Genomic DNA, 12,208 nt, shown 5'->3' on the forward strand with positions numbered 1-12,208 from the left:
AGATATGAGTAAGATTGTAAAACACAAAGATGGTAAGTTGTTGGTGCCCGAAAATCCTACCGTTCCTTTTATTACGGGCGATGGTGTAGGGGCGGAGATAACGCCTGCTATGCAAATGATCGTTGATGCGGCAGTACGCAAAGTGTATGGTGGCAAGCGACAGATTGATTGGGTCGAGGTGTTGGCCGGAGAAAAAGCTTTTAAGGAAACCGGTTCTTGGTTGCCTGATGAAACAATGCTCGCTTTTGAAGAGTATTTAGTTGGTATTAAGGGGCCTTTAACCACTCCTGTAGGTGGAGGCATTCGTTCTTTGAATGTGACTTTACGACAAACGCTCGATTTATATGTTTGTCTTCGACCCGTGCGTTGGTTCCTTGGTGTGGTTTCTCCAATAAAGGAACCTGAAAAGGTTAACATGTGCATTTTCCGTGAGAATACGGAGGATATTTATGCTGGCATTGAATGGGAAGCAGGCACACCGGAAGCCGAAAAGTTTTATCACTTTCTGCGCGACGAAATGGGCGTCTCTAAAGTACGTTTTCCTGAAACATCTTCTTTTGGCGTAAAGCCGGTTTCTCGTGAAGGTACAGAACGACTGGTTCGTGCAGCTTGCTTGTATGCCATTGAACATGAATTGCCTTCAGTGACGTTGGTGCACAAGGGGAATATAATGAAGTTTACAGAAGGTGGCTTCAAAAAATGGGGATATGAATTGGCTGAGCGTGAGTTTGGTGAATATATTAGTAGCGGCAAACTGGTCATTAAAGATTGTATAGCCGATGCCTTCTTGCAGAACACATTACTTATCCCCGAAGAATATTCGGTAATTGCCACATTAAACCTGAATGGAGATTATATCTCTGACCAGCTGGCTGCCATGGTTGGTGGAATTGGTATTGCACCCGGTGCGAACATTAATTATAACTCAGGTCATGCTATCTTTGAAGCCACGCATGGCACAGCACCCAATATAGCCGGTAAAGATATTGTTAATCCTTGTTCGCTTTTGCTTTCGGCTGTGATGATGCTCGAATATTTAGGTTGGCAGGAAGCTGCTGATGTGATTGTTGAGGCCTTGGAACAAAGCTTTGCTGATGGACGGGCAACGAATGATCTGGCCAGATTTATACCTGGAGGAAAGGCTTTGTCGACTTCCACTTTTGCTAAAGAAATAACCGAGAAAATAGAAAAAAACAAATAACCATTAAATGAATAATAAGATGAAAAAGGAATACATCATATACAGACTTTCGGAGGACATGAAGGATGCCACCAGAATAGATAATGACTTATTTACTAAATATGATGTAAAACGTGGTTTGCGTAATGAGGATGGGACAGGAGTGCTTGTTGGCTTAACCAAAATAGGGAACGTAGTGGGCTACGAAAGAATTCCCGGTGGAGGTCTGCAACCTATCCCCGGAAAACTTTACTATCGGGCATTCGATGTGGAAGACATCGTACATAATATTGTGAAAGAAAAGCGTTTTGGTTTTGAGGAAGTCGCTTATCTGCTCTTGTCTGGTAATCTTCCTGATAAAGAAGCACTTGCTTCTTTCTCGGAATTGATTAATGATAATATGCCATTGGAACAAAAGACAAAGATGAATATCTTAGAGCTAGAAGGTTCAAACATTATGAATATATTGGCTCGTAGTGTACTCGAACTATATACTTTTGATTCTAATCCGGATGATACATCACGAGATAATCTGATGCGTCAGAGTGTGGAGTTGATTTCGAAATTCCCTACTATCATAGCCTATGCGTATAACATGTTGAGACATGCCACATTTGGGCGTTCATTACATATTCGTCATCCGCAAGAAAAACTTTCTATTGCTGAAAACTTCCTTTATATGCTGAAGAAGGATTATACACAGCTAGAAGCTCGGACACTTGATCTTTTACTTATACTTCAGGCCGATCATGGTGGTGGTAATAACTCTACATTTACCGTTCGTGTTACTTCATCTACCGGAACAGATACTTATTCGTCTATTGCAGCCGGTATCGGATCATTAAAAGGTCCACTTCATGGTGGTGCAAATATTCAAGTTGCTGACATGTTTCATCATTTGGAGAAGAACATTGAGGACTGGACAAATGTAGATGAGATAGATACTTATTTTACAAGAATGCTCAATAAAGAAGTATATAATAAGACGGGCTTAATCTACGGTATCGGCCATGCTGTTTATACTATCTCAGACCCACGTGCAATCTTGTTGAAAGACTTAGCCCGTGATTTAGCTAAGGAGAAAGGGAGAGATCGTGAATTTACTTTCCTTGAGTTGCTAGAAGATCGTGCTATTACTACCTTTGCTAAGATTAAAGGTAATGGCAAAACGGTATCGAGTAATATTGACTTCTACTCTGGATTTGTGTACGAGATGATAGGGCTGCCACAAGAAATATATACTCCGCTTTTTGCTATGGCACGTATCGTTGGTTGGTGCGCACACCGCAATGAGGAATTGAACTTTGAAGGGAAACGTATTATTCGTCCTGCATATAAGAACGTGCTTGATGTCGCTGATTATACCCCTTTAAAGAAAAGATAAGGATAGATTCCCCCAATAATAAAAGCCCAAGCTTTCTATTGATTGCTTTGGCTTTTGCAATAATAAATAAAGGAGGAAAGCTTAGCTCCCCTCCTTTATTTATTATTTTGCTTTGTATTAATTAGTTTTGTGTGAATTCAGCATTCGCAATAATGTCTACATTGTCGCTGAGAACTGCTTCTGGGAATTTAGGTCCAATTCCGAAATCGGAACGTTTTACAGAGCCTGTGATTTTGAATCCAACAGTTTTTTTATTGCTCATAGGATTTACAACCTCTCCGAAGTACTTAACAGTGAGAGTAACGCTTTTGGTTATTCCGTGCATGGTTAAGTTTCCAACCATCTTGTAGGTGTCCTTTGTCAGTTTTTTATGATAACTACTTACAAATGTTAGTGTAGGGTATTTTTCACTATCAAAGAAGTCGGGGCTCTTAAGATGCTTGTCTCTTGCTTCTACATCAGTGTTGATACTTGCTATTTGAGCTGTCAACTCTACTTTAAGATCACTCTGATCCGGTTTCGCTGTAGTGGCCTTAATAGTGAAATCCGCAAATCTGCCACTAACCTCAGAGATGGTCATGTGCTTAATCGTAAATCCTAAACGCGAGTGCGCAGGATCATTCGTCCATGTTTGAGCGGTTGCTATTGCAGTTAGTGCAAATAGCATTAAGGTTGCTAAATAATACTTTTTCATATTCCATTCATTGTTTTGATTTTATAATAAACATGTGTGTGTTTATTTTGTTTCGCTGCAAGGACAAAAAATGATTTCTGCCATGGAGAATTCGGATATTATGCATAGCTTTGTCAACGTGAAAATGCAATGTTAAAGCGCTGATAATGAATGCCGATGTGCTCGATAAGCTAAAGATACTGGCTGAATCTGCCAAGTATGATGTTTCCTGCTCTTCCAGTGGAACCAACCGATCCAATCAAAAGGGCGGGTTGGGCAATACTGTGGGTGGATGGGGCATTTGTCATAGCTTCGCTGAAGACGGGCGCTGTATTTCTTTACTGAAAATCATGCTTACTAACCATTGTATTTATGATTGTGCCTATTGCATCAATCGGCGTAGCAATGATCTTCGTCGCGCTACTCTCTCTGTATCCGAACTGGTGGGACTTACCATTGAATTTTATCGCCGCAACTACATCGAAGGGCTTTTTCTTAGTTCCGGTGTGGTGCGCAATCCTGACTATACGATGGAGCGCCTTGTGCGTGTAGCCAAAGATCTTCGCTTGGTGCATCATTTTAATGGATATATTCATCTGAAGAGTATTCCGGGCGCGAGCCGTGAGTTGGTGAATGAAGCCGGACTGTATGCCGACCGTTTGAGTGTAAATGTAGAAATCCCCAATGAAGAAAGTTTGAAGCGTCTGGCTCCGGAGAAGGATTTCAAGAGTGTGTTTCAGCCTATGAGGTATATTCAGCAAGGAGTGTTGGAGAATAGTGAGGAGCGGAAGAAATTTCGTTATGCTCCTCGTTTTGCACCGGCGGGACAGAGTACGCAGATGATTGTGGGAGCAACCCCCGAAACAGACAAAGATATTCTCCATCTTTCGTCTGCTTTGTATGAGCGACCTAGCATGAAGCGAGTTTATTACTCAGGATATGTGTCGGTTAATACCTATGATACTCGGCTACCGGCACTTAAACAACCCCCTTTGGTGAGAGAAAACCGTCTCTATCAGGCCGACTGGTTGATGAGGTTCTATCAGTTCAAAGTAGATGAAATAGTGAATGATGCTTATCCCGATCTCGACTTGGAACTAGATCCTAAGTTATCGTGGGCGTTGCGTCACCCCGAACAGTTTCCGGTAGATGTGAATAAGGCTGATTATGAGATGTTGCTTCGTGTGCCCGGCATCGGTGTGAAGTCGGCCAAACTGATTGTTGCCTCCCGTCGTTATGGTCGATTGGGGAGTTATCAGCTTAAGAAGATCGGTATTGTGATGAAGAAAGCACAGTATTTCATCACGTGCAACGAACTCTCTGTTCGCACGGTCAATGAGATGGCTCCCCAAGTTATGCGGCAGTTGCTGGCACCTTCTCCTCGTAAAAAGATCGATGAGCGTCAATTACAACTTACCTTTGCCGACGAATGATAGTTCTTCTATACGACAAAACATTTGAGGGTTTGCTCACAGCCGTGTTCGATGCCTATTTCCGAAAAACGTTTCCTGATGTTCTGCTTGCTGAAGGAGAGCCGCTGCCTCTTTTCTGTGATGAAGTGTTTACGGTTTGTACGGACGAAGAGAAGTCTACCCGTGTGTGGAGTGGCTTACAAAAGAAACTTTCTGTGTCTGCCCTAGCCTGCCTCACTACCTGTTGGTTGTCAGAATTACCTGCGATTGATACGTTGCTGTTTCGCTACATCCGTAAAGCGATAGATGCTCCTCGTTCCATAGAAGTAAACTTCGGTGATCCGGATGTGCTCGAACTGTCGAAGATATGGAAGAAAGTAGATTATGAACGCACCCGTGTGATGCAGTTTGCCCGCTTTCAGAAAGCAGCAGACGGAACCTTTTTTGCTGCTTTCGAACCCCTATATAATGTATTGGCACTTGCCATTCCTCACTTTACAGATCGTTTTGCCGATCAAAGATGGGTTGTCTACGACCTCAAACGGCAGTATGGTTACTATTACGACCTGCATTCCGTTACCGAAATTACTTTCGATAGCGAAGCTGCACACCTCGTCAGCGGTATGCTCGATGAGAGCTTGATGGCTGAAGACGAAAAACTCTTTCAGAAACTTTGGAAAACCTACTTCAAATCCATTGCCATTAAAGAACGTACCAACCCACGCCTGCATAAGCAAAACATGCCCGTTCGTTTCTGGAAATATCTTACCGAAAAGCAACGATAAATGATGCGATTATCTCACTCCAAGTAGTTCCACCTCAAAGACAAGTGTGGAATACGCCTTAATATTACCACATGCTCGGGTTCCATATCCCAATTCATAAGGGATGTAAATCATCCAACGTGAACCCAGCGGCATAGCCATTAGTGCATTTTGCCAACCTTCAATAACCTCCTTCACCTTAAATGTCTCCGGCTGTTTGCGTTTGAATGAATTGTCGAACTCTGTTCCGTCTATCATCGTGCCTCTGTAGTGCACTTTAACAGTACTTTTTGCCGTAGGCACAGCTCCGTTACCTTTTAGAATGACTTTATATTGAACCCCAGATGGTAGCTCCATCACTCCTTCATCTTCCAGATTCTCTTCCAGAAAGCGAATATTTGCTTCTTTGTATGCTTGATGTTTTAAGCTCATAAATTATATTTTATGTATAGAAAAGGGCGAGTTTTTTCGCCGTTGTTTCGGAAGCCAAAGATAGTAAATTCTGAAAGGAATTCACAAAAGGCACTATGTTAATCAAGACTCATTGGGGAGGAATCAAACGCAATGCCCTACTATTGCTCCATCATTGCCCCACTTGCCCCATCATTGCCCCACTACTTCGTACCAAATATTAGAACCCGAAGTTCCATTTTTCCTCAATAAAGACTTGGATACCAACTCCGTCAAATCGTTTGTCGCAGTTCTTTTAGATATAGAATTTAATGTCTGATATTCACTATTGGTAATCTTGCCTTTTTCTTTTGTATACAACAAGGCCTTTATTTGTCTGTCGCTCAAACCCAACAAACTTAAATTGCTGTTCTTGCAAGTATCTCCAAGGATCATTGTGTAATTGCACAAAGCTGATAAAATGGGTCTTTTGAATTGTTTGGACTTGAACAAAGATAGACAATTGTTCATAAATAAAGAAGAAGCATAAGAAAAGTTATCAATGTTAATAGAGACTTTTCTTATATTACTTTGCCTATAAACAGACTGGCATTGCTGAAAAGGTGATAAGAGTGAAAACGCTACAGCCCCATTGATAGATATTCCTCAGCCGTTTTTACGCTAGCGTAGAAATAGCTCAATGCGGCAAGAAAAGCTTTTTGAACTTCACTGGCAACAACTGTTTTGCCTTGAATATCCAAATCTTTTGTTGCACAAGCATCACTGATTATCGTAGTAGTGTAGCCAAAATCTTTTGCAGCTCTTACGGTGGAATCAACACACATGTGCGTCATCATGCCGCAGACAGTTAAATCTGTTATTCCGTTGGATGTTAAGTAATCCAATAATTCTGTATCTCTAAAGCTATTGGGATAGTTTTTGATGATTACTTTTTCTCCGGCAATAGGCGAAACATTCTTATGTATTTCTACCCCTGTTGTGTTTGGCACAAAGAATGTGGAATCGAGACGAGTTGAATGGTGCTGAATATGAATGATCGGTAGTGCATTTTCTCGAAATAACCCGAGTATTTCTTTTGCTTTTAAACTTGCTTGCAAACTTCCTGTTAATGGGTTGGCTCCATCTTCGAAGTAATCATTCTGAATATCTATGATGATTAATGCTTGTTTCATTTCCATAATCGGTATCTATTTTATTGCAGGCAAAGGTACCGAACACATTTACCTTCCATACAGACATAAGCAGTTCTTTTCAAGTAATAAAACTAACGAAATCTCTTCTATGGACAACTTCGGCAAAACGTCGGTAGCTTTAGAACGTTATAGATGTAGACTGACAACCTTTTTAGGATACAACAATAGTATGTGACAACTTATTTAGTAACAAGCCTCTAATAGTAACAACCATTTTCAGTATAAGTCAAACCATTTTCAGGGAAGTACAAGATACGAAAAGTTTCCTTCCCATAAACCATTAGTTTCAACGTAATAAAACTAATGGTTTATGGGAAGGAAACAATTTGTTTCTAATTATGAAAACAAAAGTTTTATAGTATACGAAACTAATGATTGACTTATACTGAAAATGGTTGTTACTGTACTTCCCTGGAAATGCTTGACTTTGATTTAGTTTATTTGTATAAGTGGTTGACTAAAAAAACTACTAATCCTAAATAAGGTTGTCTTCTAATTAAGCTTATTGCGAAATTGAGTAGACTGAACTTTGTCTTATTACTGAAGTGAGTTGACCCTGAAGTTGTCTTATCCCTAAAAGTGGTAGACTAACAGAAGAGACATAGCTGCTTTAAATCCATTTTGCAAGCCTTTGAGCTTATATTCTTAGATCTTTTTACTCAAGCAGCTCTGCTTTTAAGAAATAATTTGTTTTCTTTGTATTGTTGTTAAATTCAATTGATTATCATGAGACGGAGATGGGCTAAAAGGGTAGTTGCTGTACTACTTACTCCTATATTGCTGTTTGCAGTATTGATGCTGTTGCTTTACATTCCGCCGGTACAAAACTTTCTGCGTAAGGAAGCTTTGGGGTATGCTTCTGAAGCAACAGGTATGCAAATCAGTGCCCGTCGTATAGATCTCCGTTTTCCTCTGAATCTTTTAGTCAGTGATTTGGGAGTGGTTCATTCTTCTGATACCCTCTTATCTATGGGGAGCCTCAATGTTCAGGTACAACTTCTTCCTCTTTTTAGTGGCAGGATAGAGATAGACGACTTTACGTTAAAGAGCGTAACCTTCAACTCGGCCAACTTCATACATGGGATGGAACTCCGCGGGGTCTTAGGGTATTGTGCTTTTAGGAGTCGTGGGGTAGATTTATCTAATGAGACGGCTGTTATTGATGCGGCTGAATTGAACAATACTCATGTTCGCTTGATCTTGAAAAATGATACAACGAAAACAAAGGAGGACACTACTGCTGCACCACGTTGGAAGATCGATTTGCACAGTCTCAAACTAAAAAATGTCTCTTTTAACCTGCTGGTACCCGAAGACTCCGTTCGGATGGGAAGTCATGTGGCCGAAGCAACTATTAATGGCGCTCAGGTGGATCTGGGACGTGAGTTGTATGGTTTGAAACATCTGCATGCCAGTGGAACCTCTTTGAACTATGATCTAGGTTCGGCTAAACCGACGGTAGGATTGGATCTGTCTCATATTGCTATTCGTGAGATCAATATGGGCATTGATTCTGTGTTGTATCGAGGTAGGAATATGAATGCTGTGATTCGTGAGTTCTCATTGAACGAGCGTTCAGGGCTGAGCATCGCTTCTATGACCGGACGCTTGTTTGCCAATGACTCAGCTATAAATATTCCGTCTTTAAAATTAAAAACGGCTCATTCTGAGCTAACTTTTACGGGCCAAACAACTTGGAAACTGTTTGACTTACCCGGTCAAGGACATTTGGCCATGAAGTTGGATGCTCTTATAGGTAAGCAAGATGTGTTGTTGCTAGCAGGAGGTTTGCCAGATGCTTTTAAGAAAGAATATCCTTTCCGTCCACTCACGATACATGCCGGAGCAGAAGGAAACTTGAGCGATCTGAAATTATCTCGTTTCAAAATTGATCTACCCGGAGCCTTTTCTGCTACAGGAGGAGGGGAACTGCTAAATCTCACTGATTCCTTAAAACGTTTTGCTGCAATCGACTTGCAAGCGATCACTTATAATATGAATTTCCTGACAACTCTTTCCGGCATTCCTGCCGATGGATCTATTGCGCTTCCATCGGGAATGACATTTATTGCTAAGGCTGAGATGCGTGGTTCTCGCTTTAGCACCCTTCTCAGAGTCAAGGATGGAGAAGGAGCCTTATCGCTTACGGCCGATTATAATGAGAATACGCAAGCTTATAATGCTGACTTCACGGTAGATGCTTTGCAGATAAAACATTTCCTTCCTAAAGATTCTATTTATTCACTTTCAGCTTCCGGCAGTGTAAAAGGTAGAGGAATAGATGTTGCTTCGTCACGTTCTTCAGCGCAATTTGATGCAATGTTCAGCGATTTGCATTATGGACGTTTCCACGTTTCAGACGTGGCGCTCACAGGGCAGATGAAGAATGCTTTAATTAAAGCACATCTGACGAGTAATAACCAATTATTAAAGTTGGTTGCCGATGGAGAGTATCAGTTGAAGCGCAGATATACTGAAGCGAAGCTTGACCTCAATGTAGAACAGGTTGATTTATATAAGCTGGGTTATTACCCTGTTCCCCTGAAGAGACCATTCAGTTTTACGCTTGCTGCCCAAACTCGGCGAGATTCGGTGAATCTTTCTTTGCAAGCAGGCGATTTAAATTGTCGCTTCCGGGGACGTAGTACGCTAGAGCAGTTAATAAAACAATCAACCGATTTCTCAGCGGTATTAATAAAGCAAATTAAAGAGAAACATTTAGATCATGCAGCTCTGCGCCGTGTGCTACCTTCGGCCGGATTGATTTTTACAGCAGGTAGGGATAACCCACTTAGCCGATTCCTGGAAACAAAAAAGATTACTTACGAGCAAGTATCATTTAGATTCGGAACAACTCCTGCCCGAGGCATAAATGGTAGAGCATTTGTACATGGCCTCAAGGTCGATACGACACAGCTTGATACCCTCTTCCTGGCAATTAGGCAAGATACTGCCCGGATGAATATTCGTGGTGGGGTGATCAATGCTCCAAATAATCCTCAATTTGTCTTTAAGTCTTATCTTACCGGAGAAATTCGCACAGAAGATGCAGAATTGCTGCTAGAATATCAGAATGCTAAGGGAGAAACCGGTGTGCTACTCGGTGTGAATGCGCGTCCCCGTAACAATGGCTTGTTGCTCAAATTTATCCCGGAAGAACCAATAGTGGCATTTAGGAAGTTCCGCTTTAATGAAGACAATAGGCTTTATATACGTAAAGATCATCATATATTGGCCAATGTAGAAATGCTTGATAAAGATGGAATGGGTGTGCGTGTGCATTCTTTGCGAGATACGACTTTTCTGCAGAATATGGATATTGAGCTACGCCGCATCCGGTTGGCCGAGATCAGCGAAGCATTGCCTTATCTGCCTCAGTTTTCCGGTCTGTTTTCTGCTGAAGCGCATTATGTACAAACGGCAACTTCCTTGCAAGTATCTACCGAAGCCACTATCAATGAGCTGGTTTATGAGCATCAATCTGTGGGTAACATAGGCTTGGGTGCAACATGGTTACCCGGAGAAAGTGGAAAGCATTATGTTAATAGCTACTTAACTCATGAAGGCAAGGAAGTGATGACGGTAAATGGAACATATCAGTCGGGAGTGAAAGACAGCATTGCAGTAAGTAGTACGTTAGAACATTTTCCGTTGCGTATAGCCAATGTCTTTATCCCCAATCATATGGCTGAACTAACAGGCGATTTAGATGGTGGTATTGAGTTGACTGGTCAATCCTCAAAGCCTTTGATTAATGGACAACTCGTTCTCGATAGCGCCTCTGTGTCTGCTCGGCAATTGGGGGTTCGTTATTCTCTTGACAATAAGCCGATAGAGATAAAAGAGAATCGATTGTTATTCAATAAGTTCGAGATAGCTACAACGAGTAAGAATCCGTTTATCATTGATGGTTATGTTGATTTCAAGGAACTATCTCAGCCCATGACAAACTTATCTTTGTTTGCCGATAACTATACCCTGCTAAATGCTCCTCGCAATAATGAAAGCTTGGTGTATGGGAAAGTTTTCGTTGATTTTAAATCTACGTTGAAAGGCCCTCTAAATGCGTTGGTTATGAGAGGGAATATGAATCTCAAAGGTAACACGAATGTTACCTATGTATTGAAGGATTCTCCCCTTACTGTGGAAGATCGTCTAGGTGACTTGGTGACTTTCACCTCTTTTAGCGATACCCTCTCACAAAAAAAAGAAGAATCATCCATCTCTCTTGGAGGGCTTGATCTGTTGATGACATTACATATTGATCCTGCAGTTCGTTTGAAGGCCGACTTGAGTCCAGACCGAAGTAGTCATATTGAATTAGAAGGCGGTGGTGACCTCTCTTTGCAGTATTCTCCACGAGGAGAATTGAGGCTTTCGGGAAGATATACACTTTCGGGAGGAACATTGAAATACTCCTTGCCTGTAGTTCCATTAAAAGACTTCAAAGTGAATGAAGGTAGCTATGTGGAATGGATCGGTGATCCGATGAACCCTAATCTCAATTTTAAGGCTACTGAGCGTGTGCGTGCTTCTTATACACAATCCGGAACTTCATCGTCTCGCATGGTGAATTTTGATGTTTCGGTTTCTGTAAAAAATAGAATGGAGAATTTAGCCTTAGCTTTTGACTTGGAAGCTCCCGAAGACATCAGCGCTCAGAATGAAATCTCGGCAATGTCATCCGAGGAGAGAAGTAAGCAAGCAATAGCCATGTTGGCAACAGGTATTTATCTCTCTAATTCTTCTGGATCTAAGAATGGAGGGATTGATATGGGGGCTGCATTGAATACCGTTTTGCAGAAACAAATGTCGAGTATAGCAGGCAATGCTTTGAAAACAGTAAATGTCTCTTTTGACTTGGAGAATTATGATGCCACTGATGCAGGTGGGAAGAGAACCAATTATAATTTTCGTTATGCTCAGAGATTTTTTAATGATCGTTTTCAAGTCGTGTTGGGCGGTACCATTTCGTCCAAAGATAATGCGCGTGAGACGCAATCATTTATTGATAACGTCTCTCTGGAGTATCGCTTAGATTCTTCAGGAACACGCTATGTGCGCCTTTTCCATAACAAAAACTATGAGAGTCTTCTTGAAGGAGAGATAACCGAAACAGGTGTGGGTATTGTCTTACGCAAAAAGATGAATCATTTAGGGGAGTTGTTTATCTTTAAACGAAAGAAATAAA

General features: G+C 41.3%; 8 protein-coding genes. 5 read left to right on the forward strand and 3 right to left on the reverse strand.

Features of this window, described 5'->3' with window-relative positions; all coding sequences use genetic code 11:
* Positions 1 to 4 precede the first annotated feature (4 nt).
* Together icd and BQ5338_RS00285 are read left to right on the forward strand one after the other, a co-directional pair.
* Entirely contained in the window at positions 5 to 1,201 is a 1,197-nt protein-coding gene (icd, locus tag BQ5338_RS00280) for an NADP-dependent isocitrate dehydrogenase (protein WP_071144832.1), read from the forward strand.
* A gap of 19 nt (positions 1,202 to 1,220) precedes the next feature.
* Positions 1,221 to 2,564: a citrate/2-methylcitrate synthase gene (locus BQ5338_RS00285; RefSeq protein WP_071144859.1), complete on the forward strand. Its 1,344-nt coding sequence runs from the start codon at positions 1,221 to 1,223 to the stop codon at positions 2,562 to 2,564.
* Between the two features lie 121 nt (positions 2,565 to 2,685).
* On the opposite strand, the gene BQ5338_RS00290 is transcribed toward BQ5338_RS00285, so the two are convergent.
* Positions 2,686 to 3,258: a YceI family protein gene (locus tag BQ5338_RS00290; protein ID WP_071144833.1), complete on the reverse strand. Its 573-nt coding sequence runs from the start codon at positions 3,256 to 3,258 to the stop codon at positions 2,686 to 2,688.
* A gap of 146 nt (positions 3,259 to 3,404) precedes the next feature.
* Between BQ5338_RS00290 and BQ5338_RS00295 the strand changes: the two genes are divergently transcribed.
* Both BQ5338_RS00295 and BQ5338_RS00300 read left to right on the forward strand, forming a co-directional pair.
* Positions 3,405 to 4,670, forward strand: coding sequence for a putative DNA modification/repair radical SAM protein (locus tag BQ5338_RS00295; RefSeq protein ID WP_071144834.1), 1,266 nt, complete (start codon positions 3,405 to 3,407; stop codon positions 4,668 to 4,670).
* Positions 4,667 to 5,434 carry a TIGR03915 family putative DNA repair protein gene (locus BQ5338_RS00300; protein WP_071144835.1) on the forward strand — a complete coding sequence of 256 codons (768 nt, stop codon included), beginning with the start codon at positions 4,667 to 4,669 and terminating at the stop codon, positions 5,432 to 5,434. The genes BQ5338_RS00295 and BQ5338_RS00300 overlap by 4 nt, the downstream gene beginning before the upstream one ends.
* 9 nt (positions 5,435 to 5,443) lie before the next feature.
* Here the strand turns inward: BQ5338_RS00300 and BQ5338_RS00305 are convergent, their stop codons facing one another.
* Positions 5,444 to 5,845 (reverse strand): BamJ family beta-barrel-assembly machinery protein, encoded by a 402-nt coding sequence (locus BQ5338_RS00305; RefSeq protein WP_071144836.1) that lies wholly within the window; start codon positions 5,843 to 5,845, stop codon positions 5,444 to 5,446.
* 599 nt (positions 5,846 to 6,444) lie between these two features.
* Positions 6,445 to 7,002, reverse strand: coding sequence for a cysteine hydrolase family protein (locus BQ5338_RS00315; protein ID WP_235816348.1), 558 nt, complete (start codon positions 7,000 to 7,002; stop codon positions 6,445 to 6,447).
* 741 nt (positions 7,003 to 7,743) lie between these two features.
* Here BQ5338_RS00315 and BQ5338_RS00320 point away from each other — a divergent pair.
* Positions 7,744 to 12,207, forward strand: a complete 4,464-nt coding sequence (locus BQ5338_RS00320) for a translocation/assembly module TamB domain-containing protein (RefSeq protein WP_071144838.1) — start codon at positions 7,744 to 7,746, stop codon at positions 12,205 to 12,207.
* Position 12,208 lies beyond the last annotated feature (1 nt).

Origin of the sequence: Bacteroides ihuae, from assembly GCF_900104585.1 — a bacterium.
Taxonomy (GTDB): domain Bacteria; phylum Bacteroidota; class Bacteroidia; order Bacteroidales; family Bacteroidaceae; genus Bacteroides; species Bacteroides ihuae.

Bases quoted from the DNA above. Each gene is read 5' to 3' on its own strand.
- icd (WP_071144832.1), top strand. From the start codon at position 5: ATGAGTAAGATTGTAAAACACAAAGATGGTAAGTTGTTGGTGCCCGAA.
- BQ5338_RS00285 (WP_071144859.1), top strand. From the start codon at position 1,221: ATGAAAAAGGAATACATCATATACAGACTTTCGGAGGACATGAAGGAT.
- BQ5338_RS00290 (WP_071144833.1), bottom strand. From the start codon at position 3,258: ATGAAAAAGTATTATTTAGCAACCTTAATGCTATTTGCACTAACTGCA.
- BQ5338_RS00295 (WP_071144834.1), top strand. From the start codon at position 3,405: ATGAATGCCGATGTGCTCGATAAGCTAAAGATACTGGCTGAATCTGCC.
- BQ5338_RS00300 (WP_071144835.1), top strand. From the start codon at position 4,667: ATGATAGTTCTTCTATACGACAAAACATTTGAGGGTTTGCTCACAGCC.
- BQ5338_RS00305 (WP_071144836.1), bottom strand. From the start codon at position 5,845: ATGAGCTTAAAACATCAAGCATACAAAGAAGCAAATATTCGCTTTCTG.
- BQ5338_RS00315 (WP_235816348.1), bottom strand. From the start codon at position 7,002: ATGGAAATGAAACAAGCATTAATCATCATAGATATTCAGAATGATTAC.
- BQ5338_RS00320 (WP_071144838.1), top strand. From the start codon at position 7,744: ATGAGACGGAGATGGGCTAAAAGGGTAGTTGCTGTACTACTTACTCCT.